We start from the raw sequence: 18905 nt of genomic DNA, 5'->3' as shown, positions 1-18905 counted from the left end.
CGTAGGGTGACCGCATGACACTCCTCGCGCACGACCGGTACTGCGACGAAATCGTTCACCAGGTGAGCAGGATGAGGGCCGTGGTCACCTCCGGCGTGGACCTGTCCGCCACCGTGCCGACCTGCCCGGACTGGACCCTGGAGGACCTGGTGCGGCACGTGGGCCGGGCCCTGCGCTGGACCGGCCTGATCGTCGCCACCCGCGCCGAGGAGGACGTCCCGGTGGACCGGGCGCCCGGAGCCGAGGGGCCCGCGGCGAGCGGGGACGCGGCGGCGCTGGACGCGTGGCTGGCGGAGTCCGGCGAGGTCGTCGTCGGCGCCCTGCGGGAGGCCGGTCCGGACGCGCGCGCGTGGTCGTGGGCCGGCATCGACACGGCGGGGTTCTGGGCGCGGCGGATGACGCACGAACTCGTCGTCCACGGCGCGGACGCGGCACTCGCGGCGGGGCGGCCCGTCCGGACGGTCGCGCCCGAGGTGGCGGCCGACGCGATCGACGAGTGGCTGGACATCGTGCGGTTCGTGCAGCGGGTCCTGCCCGGCGCGGCGGCGAACGAACTGCGCGCCCCCGGCAGCAGCCTGCACCTGCACGCGACCGACACCCCGGCCGAGCTGAACGCCGAGTGGCTGGTCGAGCTTCCCGACGAGGGCATCACCTGGCGCCGCGGGCACGAGAAGGCGACGGTGGCACTGCGCGGCCCGCTCACGGACGTGCTGCTGGTCTTCTACGGACGGCTGCCGCTGGACACCCCGGGGCTCGACGTGCTCGGCGACCGCAAACTGCTGGAACTCTGGCTGGATAAGGCCACGTTCGGCTGACACGACGGTGGCCCGCCCCGGACCGGGACGGGCCACCGCGATGAGCGCGAAGGCGCGGGAGATCAGCTGCCGCTCTTCGCCCCGCGACGGCGCATGCCGAAGAAGACGGCGCCGCCACCGACGACGACCAGCGCCGCCGCGATACCGGCGATCATGCCGGTGTTGGAGTTGGCGCCGGTCTCGGCGAGGTTGGAGTCACCGGCCGCCGGGGACGGGGCGTTGTCCTCCGGCACGGCCGCCGGGGCGGTGCTCTCCGGCTGCGACGGCGCGGGGGCCGACGTGGACGGTTCGGGTGCCGGGGACTCCGTCTCGTCGGACGGGGTCGAGGAGCTCTCCGACGGGGTCGGGGCCGGGGTGTCCTCGGTCTTGCAGGGCGTCGACGGGGTCGTGAGGTCCGGCTTGATGTACTCGTCGACGTACTTGTCGGCCTTGACGTGGACGCGGTACTCGGTGTTCGGCTTCCAGTCCACGGCGAAGGTGACCGTGGTGCCCTCCTTGGAGCCCTTGACCGTCTCCTGGCCGACCTGCTCCCCGGTGCTCTTCAGGGAGACGGTGACGGTGGCCGGGATGCCGGCCGGGTCCACGTCGGTGACGGTGATGACACCGTTGTCCCCGTCGCACTTGGCTGCGGCGGAGAACTCGTTGATGTTGCAGGCGAGAGCGTTGCCCGAGGCGCTGAGCGCCAGGGCCGCGGAGGCGGCGACGACGCCGAGGGCGCGGACGCCACGGCGTGATGCCGTGCGGCTGATGCTGGACAGGACTGCCACGTTTGTCCTTTACGGGAGCGCGAATGCGGGGGGTGGAGAGGGCGCCGACGCTCGATGACGCGGCATCAGCACCCCCATGAGCCTCACTGGTCTATAAGCGGTGCGTAAGTAGTGTCAACGCATATGCCTGCCACGGGCGTTGACTTTGCCGTCTTATTAACCGCCGACACGTTTCAGCGCCTCAGGAGCCTCGTCGATTCGGTCAACCAGCACGATTCGGGACTCCATCGCCCGCCCCCGGGCGAGCGACCGCAGCAGCGGCCACGCCGGCAGCGTCCGGGTCCAGTGCTCCCGGTCCACGAGCACCATCGGCGTGGGCTCGCCGCGCGACTCGTAGTAGTTCGGCGTCGCGTTGTCGAAGATCTCCTGCAGGGTGCCGGCCGCGCCCGGCAGGAACACCACGCCCGCAGTGGAGCGGGCCAGCAGGCCGTCCTCGCGGGTGGCGTTGGCGAAGTACTTGGCGATGTGCGCGGCGAAGGCGTTGGGCGGCTCGTGGCCGTAGAACCAGGTCGGGATGCCGATCGAGGCGCCGCCACGGGGCCAGCGGGTACGCACCTCGAACGCGCAGCGGGCCCAGTCGGCGATCGACTGCGTGAAGGACGGGACCTTGGCGAGCAGCATCAGGGCGTCGTCCAGCATGCCGTCGTCGAACGGAGCGGCGTACGCGCCGAGGTTCGCCGCCTCCATCGCGCCCGGGCCGCCGCCGGTGGCCACCGTGAGACCGGCGCGGGCCAGTTCGCGGCCCAGCCGGGCGGCGCCCGCGTACTCCGCGGTGCCGCGCGCCATGGCGTGACCGCCCATGACACCCACCACCCGGGCACCGGCGACGAGTTCGTCCAGCGCGTCCGAGACGGCGTCGTCGTGGATCGCGCGCAGCATGGAGGCGAAGACGTCCCCGTCGGCCTTGGTCTGCTGGAACCAGTCGTAGGCCAGGGCGTCCGGTGTCTCCTCGTAGCCCTCGTCGAGGCGGGCGTACAACTCCTCCGGAGAGTAGACCCGCCCCCGGTAGGGGTCGAAGGGGAGCCCCGGTATGGGCGGGAAGACCAGGGCGCCGGCGGCGCGCACCCCGGCGGCCGCCCCGGGGTCCATGGGACAGCCGAGGAAGACGGCACCCGTGGTGTCGGCGGCGAGCAGAGCGTCCGTACGGGCCGTCAGGTCGACGGCCTGGACGCGGTGATGGGCGAGGCTGCCGGGCGCCGAGACGACCCGGTCGAACTCGGCGAGGCTCTCGATCTCCCGGTCGTGGGAGGCGTGGTGGGACTGGAACCGGGACAGGGACGGCGACCCGTGCGGTGAGCGGGCCCTGCGCTGGGCGGGTGACTGATCGGGTGTCTGTTCCACCCGCCCATGCTAGGCACGCGTCCGGATCAGCCCTGGATCGCTGCCGGGTCCATCCACGCGACCTCGAAGGTGTGGCCGTCGAGGTCGTCGAAGGCCCGGCCGTACATGAAGCCGTGGTCCTGGGTCTCGCCGGAGACCGAGCCGCCGGCCGCGACCGCCTTCTCGACCAGCTCGTCGACCTTCTCGCGGCTCTCGGCGCTCAGCGCGATCAGCACCTCGCTGGTCTTCGTCGAGTCCGCGATCTCCTTCTTGGTGAACTCGCGGTACTTCTGCGGCGTGTGCACCATCACGACGATGGTGTCGCTCACCGGGAACGAGGCGGTGCTGTCGTCGCTGAACTGGGCGTTGATCTCCCATCCCAGTCCGGCGAAGAACTTCTTCGCGGCGTCGAGGTCGTTGGTGGCCAGGTTCACGAAGATCATCTGCTGGTACATGGGGCCTCTCCCGGGTTCGTATGCCGTGCCGTTCGAAGAGGTAGACGCGGGGCGGCCCCGGAACTCATCGCCGGTGCGCCGACTTTCTCGAAAAAGTTTTCCGCCGGTCAGTGGTCCAGCGGCAGCGCCGCCAGCACCGCGACGATCAGGACCAGCGGACCGAACAGGGCGAGCAGGGCGGCGGCGCGTACGGCGGCCGCGGCGCGCAGGGTCGCCGGGGGCGCGCCGAGCCGCAGCAGGGCGCCCGTGGTGTCGGCGCGGGCGTGCCGGGCCTCGACGGCCGCGGTGAGCAGGGTGGCCACGGTGCAGCCCGCCACGAGCAGGGCGCCCAGGGTGCCGAGCGGTCCGAAGGCGGGCCCGTCCCCGTCGTACACGGTTGCGGTCACGTAGGCCGCGGCTGCGACTGCGGCGACGACGCCGAGCGGGCGGCCGACGCGGTGCGACTCCTCCATGAGGACGCGGCCGGCCAGGAGGCGCAGGGCGCCGGGACGGGCGGCCTGGAGCAGGCGGCCGCACAGGTGGGTGAGGCCGGGGCCTGCCAGGGCGAGGCCCAGGGCGGTGAGGGCCCAGCCGATCAGTACGCCGGCGGAGGGGGCGGTGCCGGGGGCGGGGGCGCCGGTCGCGTTGCCGGTGTAGGTCTCGACGGTGAGGCCCGCGGTGAGGACGGCGATGCCCCAGGGGAGGGCGGTGGTGTTCTGGGGGCGGGGGGTCGGCTCGGGCGGGGTGGCGTCCGCCGGGGCCGGGGGCGGGGGAGCGGCGTCCAGCGTCTGTGTGGTGCCGTCCGTCGGGGCCGGGGCCGGGGCCGGGGCCGGGGCCGGGGGGTGGGGGTCACTTGCCTGCGTGAGCAGGGCGCCGCCTGCGCCCACCCGTGCCGCCCCAGCGGCACGACTGCCCGCAGGACCAGCGACAGCTGTGCGCGCGCCGAAGCGGCCGTAGGCGCCGAAGGTTTCGCGGGCCTTGCCCCAGCCGTACGCGCCGAAGCGGCCGTAGCCGCGCGGGGCGGTGGCCGTGCTGGGCCGGGGATCGCGGGGGCGCAGCGTGTGGGCCACCGCCGCCGAGGCGAGGGCCGGTACGAGGACCAGCAGGGTCAGCACCGCCGGCGCGGGCAGGGACTGGCCGACGGCCAGGGCGTCGGCCGCCACGCGCTCGGAGGGCGGGCGGCCGGTCAGGCCGCCGCGCAGGTACAGGTAGGCGAGCAGGGCCGCCACCGAGCCGAGCGCGGCGGACAGGGCCGTGGTCGTCGCCGAGACGGCCATCAGCCGTCCCGGCCCCAGACCGATCGCCGACAGCCCCGAGCGGGGCCGGGTGCCGGGGTCGGTGCGGGCCACGGCGACCGCCAGGTACACAGCGGCGGCCAGCGGCGCCGCGCACCAGGCCAGGCGGAGGGCGGAGGCGCCCGGCGCGTCGGGGTGGCTCAGCGCGTGGCCGAGGGCGCACAGCAGCAGGAAGCCCGTGCCCGCCGAGGCCAGCGCGACCAGCAGGCGGCGCAGGTGGACGGCGAGGTGGGCGGTGCGGGTCAGGCGGAGAGCGAGCACGCCGCCCGGCCTTCCGTTCCGGGAGACCCGGCGGCACCCGTGGCCACCGTGGTCTCGGCGAGCGGCGGCAGGTGCACGGTCCGTACCCGCCGTCCGTCCAGGAGCGCCACCGAGCGGTCCGCCAGGGCGGCGGTCTGCGCGTCGTGCGTGGCGAGCAGCACGGTGATGCCGTGCGACCGGGCCGCCGTGGTGAGTGTCCGCAGGACCTGGGCGCGGTCGGCGTGGTGCAGGGGGGCCGTCGGCTCGTCGGCGAAGAGGACCGCCGGGGCGACGGCGAGGGCGCGGGCGATGCAGACGCGCTGCCGCTCGGCCTGCTGGAGTTCGTGCGGGCGCCTGCGTGCCCCGCCGCCGACGTCGAGGCGGTCCAGCCACTCCAGGGCGGCGGTCTTGGCCCGGCGTCGGCCGATGCCGCGCAGCATGAGGGGGAGCGCGGCGTTCTCCCAGGCGTTCAGCTCCGGGACGAGCGCCGGGGCGGGGTCGATCCAGCCGAAGCGGTCGCGGCGCAGCCGTTCGCGGCTGAGCGGCCCCATGGTGTGCACCGGCACGCTGTTGAACCACACCTCGCCGTCCTGCGGCTTGACCAGTCCGGACAGGCACCGCAGCAGCGTGGTCTTGCCGCTGCCGCGCGGGCCGCTCACGGCGAGGATCTCGCCCTCGCGCACGCCGAGCGACACGCCTTGCAGCGCGGGGGAGCCGTCGTGGTGCTGGAAGTGCAGGGCGCGGGCCCAGAGCACGTCGTTGTCCGGCGGGGCCTCCATGGGCGTACACCTCGGTTCTGATCCGTATTTCCCCGGTCGGGTCGTCCCCCTTCCGGGGGAACGAAGACGGGGCCGATCGGTCACTGGGCACCGTAAGGAGTCGCCGTGGAGGAAGCCGGACAGCACGCGGCCCCGGGCCGCCGTTCTCACTCGAACGGACCGCTCCGGGGCCGGTGATGATCCTCTCAAAGGATGATCAGAGCTTCGTCCACGCCTCCGTCAGCGTGGCACGCAGGATCTGCTCGATCTCGTCGAAGGTCTCCTGGTTGGAGATCAGCGGCGGGGCGAGCTGGATGACCGGGTCGCCGCGGTCGTCGGCACGGCAGTACAGGCCGTTCTCGAAGAGCTTCTTGGAGAGGAAGCCGTACAGGACCCGCTCGGTCTCCTCCTCGTTGAAGGACTCCTTGGTGGCCTTGTCCTTGACCAGCTCGATGCCGTAGAAGAAGCCGTTGCCGCGGACGTCGCCGACGATCGGCAGGTCGTGCAGCTTCTCCAGGGTGGCGCGGAAGGCGCCCTCGTTGTCGAGCACGTGCTGGTTCAGGCCCTCGCGCTCGAACAGGTCGAGGTTGGCGATGCCGACCGCGGCGGAGACCGGGTGGCCGCCGAAGGTGTAGCCGTGCAGGAAGGTGTTGTCGCCCTTGTAGAACGGCTCGGCCAGGCGGTCGGAGATGATGCAGGCACCGATCGGGGAGTAGCCCGAGGTCATGCCCTTGGCGCAGGTGATCATGTCCGGCACGTAGCCGAACTTGTCGCAGGCGAAGGTGGTGCCGAGGCGGCCGAAGGCGCAGATGACCTCGTCGGAGACGAGCAGCACGTCGTACTGGTCGCAGATCTCGCGCACCCGCTGGAAGTAGCCGGGCGGGGGCGGGAAGCAGCCGCCCGCGTTCTGCACCGGCTCCAGGAAGACGGCCGCGACCGTGTCCGGGCCCTCGAAGAGGATCTGCTGCTCGATCTGGTCGGCGGCCCAGCGGCCGAAGGCCTCGGGGTCGTCGCCGAACAGCGGGGCGCGGTAGATGTTGGTGTTCGGCACCTTGTGCGCGCCCGGCACCAGCGGCTCGAAGGGGGCCTTCAGGCCCGGCAGGCCGGTGATGGACAGGGCGCCCTGCGGGGTGCCGTGGTAGGCCACCGCGCGGGAGATCACCTTGTACTTGGTGGGCTTGCCGGTCAGCTTGAAGTACTGCTTGGCGAGCTTCCAGGCGGTCTCCACCGCCTCGCCGCCGCCGGTGGTGAAGAAGACCTTGTTGAGGTCGCCGGGAGCCTCGTCGGCCAGGCGCTCGGCCAGCTCGACGGCCTTGGGGTGGGCGTAGGACCACACCGGGAAGAAGGCCAGCTCCTGCGCCTGCTTCGAGGCGGTCTCCGCCAGCTCCTGGCGGCCGTGTCCGGCCTGGACCACGAAGAGGCCGGCGAGGCCGTCGAGGTAGCGCTTGCCCTTGTCGTCGTAGATGTGGGTGCCCTCACCGCGGACGATGGTGGGGACGGGGGCGTTCTCGTACGACGACATGCGGGTGAAGTGCATCCACAGGTGGTCGTAGGCGGCCTTGCTGAGGTCCTTGGGGCTGTCGGTGCTCACGATTATCGGGTTCCCCACATATAGGTCTGCTTCTTGAGCTTGAGGTAGACGAAGCTCTCGGTGGAGCGCACGCCGGGGACGGCCCGGATGCGTCGGTTGATGACCTCCAGGAGGTGGTCGTCGTCCTCGCAGACGACCTCCACCATCAGGTCGAAGGAGCCCGCGGTCATCACCACGTACTCGCACTCGGACATGGCCGACAGCGCCTCGGCCACCGACTCCACGTCGCCCTCCACGTTGACGCCGACCATCGCCTGGCGCCGGAAGCCCACGGTGAGCGGGTCGGTCACGGCGACGATCTGCATCACACCCTGGTCGAGCAGCTTCTGGACGCGCTGGCGCACGGCCGCCTCCGACAGGCCCACGGCCTTGCCGATGGCGGCGTACGGCCGGCGGCCGTCCTCCTGGAGCTGCTCGATGATGGCGAGGGAGACGGCGTCCAACTGGGGACCGCCGTTCCTGGACTCGCGGGAGTCCTTCTGGTCTGCGCTTCGACTGGCCACGGCTTCACTGTGCACGACGTATCGACAGTTTCGCAAGGCCGGATCGATGAAATTCGTTGTCTGGGTAGCCCGAAGCTGCGGATATCGCAACGTGGAGGGGAGCGGGGGTGTTGAAAACGTCGGGACTCCGTCTAGGGTGGGTGTCTCAGTTACTGGACACCCGAACTTGGAGGGCCGGCAGTGAGCACCGAGCTGCGTCGTCTGCGCAATTACATCGACGGTGAGTTCCGGGACGCCGCCGACGGACGGACCACGGAAGTGGTCAACCCCGCCACGGGCGAGGCGTACGCGACCGCCCCCCTGTCCGGGCAGGCGGACGTGGACGCCGCCATGGCGGCCGCCGCGGCGGCCTTCCCGGCCTGGCGGGACCTGGTCCCGGCCGAGCGGCAGAAGGCCCTGCTGAAGATCGCGGACGCGTTCGAGGAGCGGGCCGAGGAACTGATCGCGGCCGAGGTGGAGAACACGGGCAAGCCGATCGGGCTGACCCGCTCCGAGGAGATCCCGCCGATGGTCGACCAGATCCGCTTCTTCGCGGGCGCGGCGCGGATGCTGGAGGGCCGCGGCGCCGGCGAGTACATGGAGGGGCTGACCTCCTTCGTGCGCCGCGAGCCCATCGGTGTCTGCGCGCAGGTCGCGCCGTGGAACTACCCGATGATGATGGCCGTGTGGAAGTTCGCCCCGGCACTCGCCGCGGGCAACACGGTCGTCCTCAAGCCCTCGGACACCACCCCCGCCTCCACGGCCCTGATGGCCGACATCATCGGCTCGATCGTGCCCAAGGGCGTCTTCAACGTCGTCTGCGGCGACCGCGACACCGGCCGCCTGATGGTCGAGCACGAGACCCCGGCGATGGCCTCCATCACCGGCTCCGTGCGGGCCGGCATGGCGGTCGCCGAGTCGGCCTCCAAGGACCTCAAGCGGGTCCACCTGGAGCTGGGCGGCAAGGCCCCGGTCGTGGTCTTCGAGGACACCGACATCCCCAAGGCCGTCGAGGGCATCTCGGAGGCGGGCTACTTCAACGCCGGGCAGGACTGCACGGCGGCCACCCGTGTGCTCGTGCACGAGTCGGTCCACGACGAGTTCGTCAGCGCGCTCGCCAAGGCCGCGTCCGAGATCAAGACCGGTCAGCCGGACGACGAGGACGTGCTCTACGGCCCGCTCAACAACCCGAACCAGCTCAAGCAGGTCTCCGGGTTCATCGAGCGGCTGCCCGCGCACGCCAAGGTCGAGGCGGGCGGCCACCGGGTCGGCGACAAGGGCTACTTCTACGCCCCGACCGTCGTCTCCGGCCTCAAGCAGGACGACGAGATCATCCAGCAGGAGGTCTTCGGCCCGGTCATCACCGTCCAGTCCTTCCGCGACGAGGACCAGGCCGTCGAGTGGGCCAACGGCGTGGAGTACGCGCTGGCCTCCTCGGTGTGGACCAAGGACCACGGCCGCGCGATGCGGATGTCCAAGAAGCTGGACTTCGGCTGCGTGTGGATCAACACCCACATCCCGCTGGTCGCCGAGATGCCGCACGGCGGCTTCAAGAAGTCCGGCTACGGCAAGGACCTGTCGGGCTACGGCTTCGAGGACTACACACGGATCAAGCACGTGATGACGTCGCTGGACGCGTGACGGACCCGGTTCCACCGGTGCGGCCCCGGGCGGGACACCCCGTCCGGGGCCGCACGGCGTCCGGGGAGCGCGAACCGGCCCCGGTCGACAGGGTGTCGGGCCTAGCCGGACCCGCTCGACGCAGCGTCGATTGTCCGGGTGAGCGCGGGCACGGCATCCTGCGGCCATGCCCCTGCTCCCGAAGACGCCCTCGCTCTCCCGCCGTACCCTGCTGCGCGGCCTGGGCGGTTCCGCCGCCCTCGGTGCGCTCGGCACCCTGGCCGGCTGCGGTGTCCCCGCCGCGTACGTCGCGCCCGGCGACCGGGCCGCGACCGACCGGTCCGCCGCCGAGCCACGGCTCAGCTGGGCCAACTGGCCGCTGTACATCGACACCGACGACGAGCACCCGAGCCGGCGGCCCACGCTGGAGGCCTTCGAGAAGGAGACGGGCATCTCCGTCGACTACATCGAGGAGATCAACGACAACGACGAGTTCTTCGGCAAGATCAGCCCGTCCCTGATGAACCACCAGCCCACCGACCGCGACCTGATCGTCATCAGCGACTGGATGTGCGGGCGGTTCGTGCGGCTGGGCTGGGTGCAGGAGATGGACCGCTCCCGCCAGCCGAACGTCACCCGGTACCTGGACCCGCTGCTGCGTTCCCCCGCCTTCGACCCCGGCCGGAAGTTCACCGTGCCGTGGCAGTCCGGCATCACCGGGATCGCCTACAACCGGCGCAGGCTGGGCCGGGAGATCCGGCACGTGTCCGACCTGTGGGCGGCCGACCTCAAGGGCCGGGTCACCCTGCTGTCGGGCATGGACGAGGCCTTCGCGCTGCTGATGCAGGGCAACGGCGTGGACATCACCGACTGGCAGACGGACGACTTCCACCTGATCTGCGACCAGGTGGAGAAGCAGGTCGCCAAGGGCCAGATCCGCCGCTTCACCGGCAACGACTACATCAAGGACCTCTCCAGCGGCGACGTCCTCGCCTGCCAGGCCTACTCGGGCGACGTGATCCAGCTCCAGGCGGACGACCCGGACATCGAGTTCGTCGTCCCGGAGGAGGGCGCCGAGCTGTGGGCGGAGTCCCTGATGATCCCCAACCTGGCCCGGCACAAGGCCAACGCCGAGCGGCTGATCGACTACTACTACCGGCCCGAGGTCGCCGCCGAACTGGCCGCCTGGGTCAACTACGTCTGCCCGGTCCCCGCCGCCCAGGACGTGCTCGCCTCCTCCGACGACGAGGAGACCGCCGCCCTGGCCGAGGACCCGCTGATCTTCCCGGACGCCGCGATGCGCAAACGGCTCGCCATCGCGCGGGACATCTCGGCGGGGGAGCGGGCGGAGTTCGCGAAGCGGTGGAACGGGATCGTGGGCGTGTAGCGCACTGATCGGGGACTACTGCAGCGCGGCCGCGGTGATCGCGTCGGTGACCGGATTGCGCTCGGTGCCCTTGGCGTCGGTGGCGTTGACCGAGTAGACCAGGGTGCGACTCAGGTCGCGGGTGCCGCCGATGAAGGCGCTGTACCCGTAGCGGCCCCCGGACTTGCCCCAGAAGACCTGGCCGTCGGCCTCCTGGTACTCCAGCCCGGCGCTCATGGTCGCGCCCGGGACGCCCGCCGGAGTCGTGAACATCTCCTCCAGCTCGGGCTGCGGCACGATCTTCCCCCGGAACAGCTTCGTGAGCAGCCGCTCCAGATCGGCGGTGGTGGAGATCATGTCGCCCGCCGCCCAGCGGTCCGCCTGGTTCCACTCGGTCACGTCGACCAGGTCCGTCGTGCCGTCCGGCCGCTCCACCGTCTGGTAGCCGCGGTTGTGCGGGCCCCGGATGCGGGGGTCGGTGCCCGGGAAGTACGTGTGGTGCAGGCCGGCCGGGCGCAGGACGAGACGCGTGGCCTCCGAGGCGTACGAGCGTCCCGTGACCTTCTCGATCAGCAGGCCGAGGATCGTGTAGTTGATGTTCAGGTACTGCTGTTGCGTCCCCGGGACGAAGTCCTCCGGTCCCTTGGCGATCGCCGACGCCGCGACCTGCTGCGGGGTCAGGGTCTCGTAACGGTGGGCGTACAGCTCCGCGAAGTCGTCGCCGAGACCGTCGCCCGGCTTGATGCCGCTGGTGTGGTTCAGCAGGTGGCGGACGCTGATCGGCTGCTCGAATTCCGGTGTGAACAGGTCGGGGAGGTAGCCCTGGACGGGCGCGTCCAGGTCGATCTCGTTCTGCGCGGCGAGGCGCAGGACGGTGGCGGCGGTGACGACCTTCGTGATCGAACCGGCCCGGAAGCGGGCGTCCGGGTGGGCCGGCCGGCCACTGGTCAGGTCGCGCACCCCCGCGCTGCCGTGCCAGTCGCCTCCGGGGGTGCCGACCCGCACGAGTGCGGCGGTGGCGTACTGGTTCGGCAGTCCGGCAATGGCGGCGCGCAACGCCTCCTCGGCCGGTCCCCGCTGATCGGCCGAGCGGGAGGCCGTGGCGGGCGGCGCGGCGACGGCGGGGGCCGCCAGCGGGCCGGCGGCCAGGGCGAGGACGACCGAGGCGGTGAGAACTGCACGGGTACGGGCACGCATCGACTGCTCCATGTGAAGAGGGGTTGCGGCGGAAGGACCGTGATCATCCTCGTGCGCCGCACCCCGCGGCGGATCGTCGGCGAGTAGGGTGCCCGCCCCCGAGCCGGTCTCGGGGAACGCCCCCACCGAGACTGGGAGTTGTGCGGGTCGTCCCTTACGGGACCGGAGCGGCTCGGGTCCCGTCGCGCAGCGCGCACAGCACGTCGATGCGGTTGGTGGTGATCGAGTCGACGCCCAGGGAGCGCAACCGGCGCATGGTGCGGCGGGTGTCCGGGGTCCACACCGACAGCAGCAGTCCGTCGGCGTGCACGCGGTCGGCCAGGGCCCGGTCCACCAGGCCGAAGCGGTAGTTGAGCCACCGCGGCCGGACCGCCGCCAGCAGCGCGGGCCGGGGCGGGGCCGCCGTCGTCCAGGTCATGGCGATCTCGGCGGCGGGGTCGGCGGCCCGCACCGCGAGCATGGCGGCGGCACCCGCGGTGTAGTAGACGCGGTCCCGCGCCCCGCACTCGCGGACCACGTCCACGATGCGCCGTACCGCCCGCTCGCCCGGACCGCCCGGCAGGTCCAGCATCAGCCGGCTGCCGTCCGTGGCCGCCAGCGCCTCCGCCAGCGTCGGCACCCGGCCCGCCGTCAGCCCCCGCACCTCCTCGGCCGACAGGGAGCGCAGCGGCCGGTCGTGCTGCCACAGCCGCTTCAGCGTCTCGTCGTGCAGCAGCACCGGCACGCCGTCCCGGGTGAGGCGTACGTCGGTCTCGACCGCGTCCGCGCCGCGGTCCAGGGCGGAACGCAGCGAGGCGACGGTGTTCTCGCGGTGCCGGTAGGGATCGCCGCGGTGGGCGACGGCGGTCAGGGGGCGGCGCGGGGTGTCCATGGGGGCGGCAACTCTCAGGAGGCGAGCCAGTTCGCGGTGTACGTGTCGATCTCGTCGGCGATCCGGGCCTTGCCCGGCGCGTCGAGGAAGGAGGCCTCGACCCCGTTCTTGGCGAGGTCGGCGAGACCGCGCTCGTCGAGGCCGAGGAGCCGGGCGGCGACCGCGTACTCGTTGTTGAGGTCGGTGCCGAACATCGGCGGGTCGTCGGAGTTGATGGTGACCAGGACGCCGGCGCGGCTGAACTCCTTGATCGGGTGCTCGTCCAGGGTGCGCACCGCACGGGTGGCGATGTTGGAGGTCGGGCACACCTCCAGCGGGATGCGCCGCTCGGCGAGGTGGGCGAGGAGCTTCGGGTCCTGGGCGGAGCTGGTGCCGTGCCCGATGCGTTCGGCGCGCAGCTCGGTGAGGGCGTCCCACACGGTCTGCGGGCCGGTCGTCTCGCCCGCGTGCGGCACCGAGTGCAGGCCCGCGGCGATCGCCCGGTCGAAGTACGGCTTGAACTGCGGGCGGGCCACCCCGATCTCGGGGCCGCCGAGCCCGAAGGAGACCAGGCCCTCCGGACGCAGCCGGTCGTCCGTGGCGAGCCGCGCCGTCTCCTCGGCGGACTCCAGACCCGCCTCCCCGGGGATGTCGAAGCACCAGCGCAGTACGGTCCCGAACTCGGCCTCCGCGGCCTTGCGGGCGTCCTCGATCGCGTCCATGAAGGCGCCCTCGTCGATCCCGCGCCGGGTGGAGGAGAACGGCGTGATGGTCAGCTCGGCGTACCGCACCTGCTGCCGGGCCATGTCCCGGGCCACCTCGTAGGTCAGCAGCCGCACGTCCTCCGGGGTGCGGATCAGGTCGACCACGGACAGGTACACGTCGATGAAGTGCGCGAAGTCCGTGAACGTGAAGTAGTCGACCAGTGCCTCGGGGTCGGAGGGGACCTTGGAGTCGGGGTGGCGCGCGGCCAGTTCGGAGACGATGCGCGGGGAGGCGGAGCCGACGTGGTGGACGTGCAGTTCGGCCTTCGGCAGTCCGGCGATGAAGGCGTGCAGGTCGCGCGGGACGTCGGGGTCGACGAGGTGCTCGGTCAAGGTTCCTCCCCAGGGGGCGGCGCCCCGGGCCGCGGCGCGGCGGCGGGGCGCGGGTGATCGGCTGATCGGTCGTTCGGGGATCATCGTAGGCCGGTCTCACGCCCGGCGGCCCGGGACCGTAGCATGGCGGGCACGAACGACCCGGGGGGACAGGACGATGACGGACGCGACGAGACCGGACGGGGCATCCTCCGGCGACAAGGACCCTTGGGCGCCCCCGGAGAGCGGGCCGTCCCTGCACAAGGGCACCACCGGTGCCGGTGCTGGTGCCGGGCAGCCGCAGGTGCCGCAGGAGCCGCCCCGGCCGCCCGCCTCGGAACCGCCGCCCCCCTGGCAGCCGCCGCCCGGCGTGCACGACCAGGCCACGGTGACGTCCATGCCCGGCGCCGGGTTCACCGGCCCCGACCCCGCGGTGCCCCCGCCGCCCCTCGCGCCCGGCGGCGCCGGTGTCCCGGGCGGGTACGGCTACCCCGGGTACGGCCAGGGCTACGGCTGGCCGGGCATGCACATGCCCCCGCAGAACGGGCTCGGCACCGCGTCGATGGTGCTGGGCATCCTCGCCTGCGCCCTGTTCTGCCTGTACGGCGTGGTGTCCCTGGTGCTCGGCATCCTCGCCGTGGTCTTCGGGATCAAGGGCCGCCGGAAGGCGGAGAGCGGCCTGGCCACCAACCACGGGCAGGCGCAGGCCGGGTTCGTCATGGGCATCATCGGCATCGTCCTCGGTGTCGCCGTGATCGTGCTGATCGCCGTCGGGATCACCGCGGCGATCAACGAGGACTCGGACTACGACGACCCCTACTACGGCGCCCCGCGCCCCGCGCCGGTCTCCGTGACCGTGGAAAGCTGATCTCCTCCCCGCAGCGTTGCCTCTACGATGTCAAGCTCCAACGAGGGGAGAGCAGTTCATGTCGTACTCCAATCCCGGACCCGGGGACTACGGGCCGCCGCCGCAGCCGGGCCAGCCGCCCGCGGGGGGCTACGCGTACCCGCAGTCCGCGCCCGGGTACGGCTATCCGAACCAGGGGCCGTCCTACCCGGCCGCGCCGCCGGTGGGCTACCCGCAGGCGCCCGGCTACGGCATGCCGATGCAGCCGAGCAACGGCATGGGCACGACGGGACTGGTGCTGGGCATCATCGGCGTGGTGTGCAGCCTGACCTTCTTCCTCTGGTTCTTCGGCGTCATCCTGGGCATCCTCGGGATCATCTTCGGCGCGATCGGCCGTGGAAAGGCCACCCGGGGCGAGGCCACCAACAAGGGCTCCGCGACCGCCGGTCTCGTGCTCGGCATCACGGCCACCGTGATCCTGCCGCTGCTCGGCTTCCTCGCCTTCGCGAGCCTGATGAGCGTCGCCTGAGCCAGGCACCGTAAGGGGGCGGCAAGGCACCGTAAGGGGGCGGCAAGGCGCCGTGCGGGGGCGGCCCGGGGCCGCCCCCTCAGCCGTCCGCGCGCAGCCGCTCCCGGGCCGCCATCAGTGCGAAGCCCAGCAGATTCGGCCCCCGCCAGCGCTCCGGGTCCGTCGCCGCCTCGTCGTCCGCGGCCAGACCGATGCCCCACACCCGGTCCACGGGGCTGGCCTCCACCAGCACTCTGCCGCCCGTGTCCAGCAGGAACGCCCGCAGCGCCGGGTCCGAGGCGAACTTGTGGACGCTGCCCTCCACCACGATCCGGAACCGCTCCCGCTCCCACACCGCCTCGTCGAAACCCCGCACCAGCCGGCCCGCCTTCTTCGCCTCGGCGGGATGAGCGGCCGCCAGCACCCGCCGTTCGGCCTCCGGGTCCGCGAAGAGCCGGGCCTTGCCCGCCATCATCCAGTGCTCGGCCGTCCGGTACTCCACCCCGGCCACCGTGAACGGCGACGGCCACCACTGGCTCAGGCAGCTCTGCCCGAGCCTGCCGTCCGGCCGCGGCCGGTGCCCCCAGAAGCACAGGTACTTGATCCGCTCGCCCGCCCGGACCCGCGCGACCAGCGCCTCCCTGCTGTCGATGCCCTCCACTGCCCTCTGCTCCGCCCCCGTGATCTTGTCCATGCATGCGAGTGTGGCACGCGCCACTGACACTCCGTCCGTCCTTTTCCGCGGCGACTCGACACCTGGTCGACAGATTCCGTCGCGTAACCAAATGGCAACAACGGAATCACTTGTTGGAGGCCTAGTGCTCTGTCAGGATCGGCACTCACATCGAGCCTGAGCCACGCCGGCCCCCGCCACGGGGAGACCGAGGAGAGCCGACATGCACAACCCGGGCAACGCCACCCCGGACCGATTCCCGGCCCAGGACCGCTTCGCGGACGGGGCCCAGTACATCGCGGGCCGTCTCACGAAGGGCACCTCCGGACGCACGCACACCGTCGTCGACCCGGCGACCGGTGAGGAGGTCCTCACCTACGAGCTGGCCGGTCCCGACGACGTCGACGCGGCCGTCGCTGCCGCGCGGGAGGCGTTCCCCGGCTGGGCCGGCGCCACCCCGGGCGAGCGCTCCGACGCCCTGCACCGCTTCGCCGCCGTGCTCGCCGAGCGCGCCGAGGACTTCGCCCGCGCGGAGTCCCTGCAGTGCGGCAAGCCGCTGAAGCTGACGCGGGAGTTCGACGTGCCGGGCACGGTCGACAACGCGGCCTTCTTCGCCGGTGCCGCCCGGCATCTCCAGGGCCAGTCGGCCGGCGAGTACTCCGGCGACCACACCTCGTACGTCCGCCGCGAGCCGATCGGCGTCGTCGGCTCGATCGCGCCCTGGAACTACCCCCTCCAGATGGCCGCCTGGAAGATCCTCCCGGCGATCGCCGCGGGCAACACCATCGTGCTGAAGCCCGCCGAGATCACCCCGCTCACCTCCCTGATGTTCGCCCAGGCGGCGACCGAGGCCGGTATCCCCGACGGCGTGATCAACATCGTCAGCGGCACCGGACGGGAGGCCGGCGAGCACCTCGTCGCCCACCCCGACGTCGCCATGACCTCCTTCACCGGGTCCACCGCGGTCGGCAAGCGCGTCGCCGAGGTCGCCACCGCCACCGTCAAGCGCCTGCACCTGGAGCTGGGCGGCAAGGCGCCCTTCCTGGTCTTCGACGACGCCGACCTGGACGCCGCCGTCCACGGCGCGGTCGCCGGCGCGCTCATCAACACCGGCCAGGACTGCACGGCCGCCACGCGCGCGTACGTGCAGCGGCCCCTGTACGAGGCGTTCGTCGAGCAGACCGCCGCCCTCATGGACACCGTCCGCGTCGGCGACCCCTTCGGTCCGGGCACCGACCTCGGCCCGCTGGTCAGCCACGTGCAGCGGGACCGCGTCGCCGCCTTCGTCGACCGGGCCCGCGCCTACGCGCGCGTGGTGTGCGGCGGCGAGGCACCGCAGGGCGACCTCAAGGACGGCGCCTACTACCGGCCCACCCTGATCGCGGACGCGGCGCAGGACAGCGAGGTCGTCCAGTCCGAGATCTTCGGCCCGGTCCTGGTCGTGCTGCCCTTCGACACCGACGACGAGGGCATCCGGCTGGCCAACGACACGCCGTACGGGCTCGCCGCCTCCGCCTGGAGCCGGGACGTGTACCGGGCGAACCGCGCCACCCGCGAGATCAAGGCGGGCTGCGTATGGGTCAACGACCACATCCCGATCATCAGCGAGATGCCGCACGGCGGGTACCGGGCGTCCGGCTTCGGCAAGGACATGTCCGCCTACTCCTTCGAGGAGTACACGCAGGTCAAGCACGTCATGTTCGACAACACCGCGGTGGCGGCCAAGGACTGGCACCGCACCGTCTTCGGGGACCGATAGTCACGACGAGAGGCCGCCGACCACGGCCGACCCACCCGAAAGGGCAACCACGCGCATGGAGCAGTACGAGCCAGACCGCCTGTCCCCGGCCCAAGTGGCCGCCATGCGGCGCAGTCTCAGGAGCGGCAGGGCCGCCCTCACCCGCCGTTCGCTGCTGCGCGCCTCCACGGGCGGCGCACTCGCGGTCGGCGGACTCGGCCTGTTGAGCGGCTGCGGCATCCCGGCCGCCGGGAAGACCGAGGGCGGCGTCTCCGCCGAGGACCACTCGAAGGAGGAGAAGGAGGTCCGCTTCTCCAACTGGACCGAGTACATGGACGTCGACGAGAGCGGCCGGCGCCACCCCACGCTGGAGGCGTTCACCAAGCGCACCGGCATCAAGGTCACGTACACCGAGGACATCAACGACAACAGCGAATTCTTCGGCAAGATCCAGCCGCAGCTGGCCGCGGGCCAGGAGACCGGCCGGGACATCATCGTCCTCACCGACTGGCTGGCCGCCCGCCTGATCCGCCTCGGCTGGGTCCAGAAACTGGACCCGGCCAACCTGCCGCACGCCTTCGCCAACCTGTCGCCCCAGTTCCGCACCCCCGACTGGGACCCCGGCCGTGCCTACTCCTACCCCTGGCAGGGCATCTCCGCCGTCATCGCCTACAACAAGAAGGCCCTGGACGGCATCGAGGTGAAGACCGTCTCCGACCTGCTCGACAACCCGAAGCTCAAGGGGCGGGTCGGCTTCCTCACCGAGATGCGCGACACCATGGGCATGACCCTGCTGGACATGGGCAAGGACCCGGCCCGCTTCACCGACGACGACTACGACGCGGGGATCGCCCGGCTCCAGAAGGGCGTCGACCGCGGCCAGATACGCCGCTTCACCGGCAACGACTACACGTCCGACCTCAGCAAGGGCGACTTCGCGGCCTGCCTGGCCTGGGCCGGAGACGTGGTCCAGCTCAAGGCGGACAACCCGGACATCGACTTCGTCATCCCGGACAGCGGCTACGTCACGTCGAGCGACAACATGCTGATCCCCAACAAGGCGCGGCACAAGACGAACGCCGAACGGCTCATCGACTACTACTACGAGCCGGGCCCGGCCGCGGAACTCGCCGCCTACATCAACTTCGTCTGCCCCGTCGACGGCGTGAAGGACGACCTGGCGAAGATCGACGAGGACGCGGCGAACAACCCGCTGATCATTCCCGACAAGGCCATGCAGGCCAAGTCGCACTCCTTCCGCTCCCTGAGTTCGAAGGAAGAGACCGCATACGAAGAGAAGTTCGCGAAGCTCACCGGGGCGTGACGAC

At 71.9% G+C, this 18905-nt stretch carries 18 protein-coding genes; 7 read left to right on the top strand and 11 right to left on the bottom strand.

Annotation, left to right across the window (positions count from 1 at the left end; genetic code table 11):
- Positions 1–14 precede the first annotated feature (14 nt).
- Positions 15–815, top strand: coding sequence for a maleylpyruvate isomerase family mycothiol-dependent enzyme (locus K7854_RS18310; protein WP_226027603.1), 801 nt, complete (start codon positions 15–17; stop codon positions 813–815).
- Between the two features lie 62 nt (positions 816–877).
- On the opposite strand, the gene K7854_RS18305 is transcribed toward K7854_RS18310, so the two are convergent.
- From K7854_RS18305 to K7854_RS18275, 7 genes are all read right to left on the bottom strand, one after another.
- Positions 878–1582, bottom strand: a complete 705-nt coding sequence (locus K7854_RS18305) for an LAETG motif-containing sortase-dependent surface protein (RefSeq protein WP_226027602.1) — start codon at positions 1580–1582, stop codon at positions 878–880.
- Positions 1583–1738: 156 nt separating this feature from the next.
- Complete coding sequence (locus K7854_RS18300) at positions 1739–2923, bottom strand: LOG family protein (protein WP_226027601.1); 1185 nt, start codon at positions 2921–2923, stop codon at positions 1739–1741.
- A gap of 26 nt (positions 2924–2949) precedes the next feature.
- Positions 2950–3357 (bottom strand): VOC family protein, encoded by a 408-nt coding sequence (locus tag K7854_RS18295; RefSeq protein ID WP_226027600.1) that lies wholly within the window; start codon positions 3355–3357, stop codon positions 2950–2952.
- 107 nt (positions 3358–3464) lie between these two features.
- On the bottom strand, positions 3465–4892 hold the full coding sequence (locus K7854_RS18290) for a hypothetical protein (RefSeq protein WP_226027599.1): 1428 nt from the start codon (positions 4890–4892) through the stop codon (positions 3465–3467).
- On the bottom strand, positions 4874–5650 hold the full coding sequence (locus tag K7854_RS18285) for an ABC transporter ATP-binding protein (protein WP_226027598.1): 777 nt from the start codon (positions 5648–5650) through the stop codon (positions 4874–4876). Before K7854_RS18285 ends, K7854_RS18290 begins: the two co-directional genes overlap by 19 nt.
- Before the next feature lie 196 nt (positions 5651–5846).
- The gene (locus tag K7854_RS18280) at positions 5847–7220 is read right to left on the bottom strand and encodes an aspartate aminotransferase family protein (RefSeq protein ID WP_226027597.1); all 1374 of its coding nucleotides are present in this window, start codon (positions 7218–7220) and stop codon (positions 5847–5849) included.
- A 2-nt stretch (positions 7221–7222) separates the two neighbouring features.
- Positions 7223–7738, bottom strand: a complete 516-nt coding sequence (locus K7854_RS18275; protein WP_007444925.1) for an Lrp/AsnC family transcriptional regulator — start codon at positions 7736–7738, stop codon at positions 7223–7225.
- A gap of 165 nt (positions 7739–7903) precedes the next feature.
- On the opposite strand from K7854_RS18275, the gene K7854_RS18270 reads away from it, so the two are divergent.
- Together K7854_RS18270 and K7854_RS18265 are read left to right on the top strand one after the other, a co-directional pair.
- Complete coding sequence (locus K7854_RS18270; RefSeq protein ID WP_226027596.1) at positions 7904–9343, top strand: gamma-aminobutyraldehyde dehydrogenase; 1440 nt, start codon at positions 7904–7906, stop codon at positions 9341–9343.
- 166 nt (positions 9344–9509) lie between these two features.
- A complete protein-coding gene (locus tag K7854_RS18265) occupies positions 9510–10709 on the top strand; it encodes a polyamine ABC transporter substrate-binding protein (protein WP_226027595.1) in 1200 nt (399 codons plus the stop codon).
- Positions 10710–10724: 15 nt separating this feature from the next.
- Here the strand turns inward: K7854_RS18265 and K7854_RS18260 are convergent, their stop codons facing one another.
- The 3 genes from K7854_RS18260 to K7854_RS18250 form a co-directional block, all read right to left on the bottom strand.
- A complete protein-coding gene (locus K7854_RS18260) occupies positions 10725–11885 on the bottom strand; it encodes a serine hydrolase domain-containing protein (protein ID WP_226027594.1) in 1161 nt (386 codons plus the stop codon).
- 154 nt (positions 11886–12039) lie between these two features.
- Positions 12040–12756: a glycerophosphodiester phosphodiesterase gene (locus K7854_RS18255; RefSeq protein WP_226027593.1), complete on the bottom strand. Its 717-nt coding sequence runs from the start codon at positions 12754–12756 to the stop codon at positions 12040–12042.
- Positions 12757–12770: 14 nt separating this feature from the next.
- On the bottom strand, positions 12771–13832 hold the full coding sequence (locus tag K7854_RS18250; RefSeq protein ID WP_226027592.1) for an adenosine deaminase: 1062 nt from the start codon (positions 13830–13832) through the stop codon (positions 12771–12773).
- Between the two features lie 157 nt (positions 13833–13989).
- On the opposite strand from K7854_RS18250, the gene K7854_RS18245 reads away from it, so the two are divergent.
- Complete coding sequence (locus K7854_RS18245; protein ID WP_226027591.1) at positions 13990–14679, top strand: DUF4190 domain-containing protein; 690 nt, start codon at positions 13990–13992, stop codon at positions 14677–14679.
- Positions 14680–14737: 58 nt separating this feature from the next.
- Positions 14738–15187 carry a DUF4190 domain-containing protein gene (locus tag K7854_RS18240; RefSeq protein WP_226027590.1) on the top strand — a complete coding sequence of 150 codons (450 nt, stop codon included), beginning with the start codon at positions 14738–14740 and terminating at the stop codon, positions 15185–15187.
- A gap of 79 nt (positions 15188–15266) precedes the next feature.
- Here the strand turns inward: K7854_RS18240 and ybiA are convergent, their stop codons facing one another.
- A complete protein-coding gene (gene ybiA / locus K7854_RS18235; protein ID WP_226027589.1) occupies positions 15267–15860 on the bottom strand; it encodes a riboflavin biosynthesis intermediates N-glycosidase in 594 nt (197 codons plus the stop codon).
- A 202-nt stretch (positions 15861–16062) separates the two neighbouring features.
- On the opposite strand from ybiA, the gene K7854_RS18230 reads away from it, so the two are divergent.
- The gene (locus tag K7854_RS18230) at positions 16063–17598 is read left to right on the top strand and encodes a gamma-aminobutyraldehyde dehydrogenase (protein WP_226027588.1); all 1536 of its coding nucleotides are present in this window, start codon (positions 16063–16065) and stop codon (positions 17596–17598) included.
- 55 nt (positions 17599–17653) lie between these two features.
- Positions 17654–18901 carry an ABC transporter substrate-binding protein gene (locus K7854_RS18225; protein WP_226027587.1) on the top strand — a complete coding sequence of 416 codons (1248 nt, stop codon included), beginning with the start codon at positions 17654–17656 and terminating at the stop codon, positions 18899–18901.
- The last annotated feature ends 4 nt before the right edge of the window (positions 18902–18905 follow it).

Source organism: Streptomyces hyderabadensis, from assembly GCF_020404845.1.
Taxonomy (GTDB): Bacteria; Actinomycetota; Actinomycetes; order Streptomycetales; family Streptomycetaceae; genus Streptomyces; species Streptomyces hyderabadensis.
Note: the sequence above shows the minus strand (reverse complement) of the source record. Positions and strands in the feature narration are given on the sequence as shown.

Excerpts from the sequence above, each read along its gene's own strand:
- ybiA (WP_226027589.1), bottom strand. The coding sequence starts at position 15,860 with ATGGACAAGATCACGGGGGCGGAGCAGAGGGCAGTGGAGGGCATCGAC.
- K7854_RS18225 (WP_226027587.1), top strand. The coding sequence starts at position 17,654 with ATGGAGCAGTACGAGCCAGACCGCCTGTCCCCGGCCCAAGTGGCCGCC.
- K7854_RS18230 (WP_226027588.1), top strand. The coding sequence starts at position 16,063 with ATGCACAACCCGGGCAACGCCACCCCGGACCGATTCCCGGCCCAGGAC.
- K7854_RS18310 (WP_226027603.1), top strand. The coding sequence starts at position 15 with ATGACACTCCTCGCGCACGACCGGTACTGCGACGAAATCGTTCACCAG.
- K7854_RS18295 (WP_226027600.1), bottom strand. The coding sequence starts at position 3,357 with ATGTACCAGCAGATGATCTTCGTGAACCTGGCCACCAACGACCTCGAC.
- K7854_RS18255 (WP_226027593.1), bottom strand. The coding sequence starts at position 12,756 with ATGGACACCCCGCGCCGCCCCCTGACCGCCGTCGCCCACCGCGGCGAT.
- K7854_RS18265 (WP_226027595.1), top strand. The coding sequence starts at position 9,510 with ATGCCCCTGCTCCCGAAGACGCCCTCGCTCTCCCGCCGTACCCTGCTG.
- K7854_RS18245 (WP_226027591.1), top strand. The coding sequence starts at position 13,990 with ATGACGGACGCGACGAGACCGGACGGGGCATCCTCCGGCGACAAGGAC.
- K7854_RS18240 (WP_226027590.1), top strand. The coding sequence starts at position 14,738 with ATGTCGTACTCCAATCCCGGACCCGGGGACTACGGGCCGCCGCCGCAG.
- K7854_RS18260 (WP_226027594.1), bottom strand. The coding sequence starts at position 11,885 with ATGCGTGCCCGTACCCGTGCAGTTCTCACCGCCTCGGTCGTCCTCGCC.
- K7854_RS18285 (WP_226027598.1), bottom strand. The coding sequence starts at position 5,650 with ATGGAGGCCCCGCCGGACAACGACGTGCTCTGGGCCCGCGCCCTGCAC.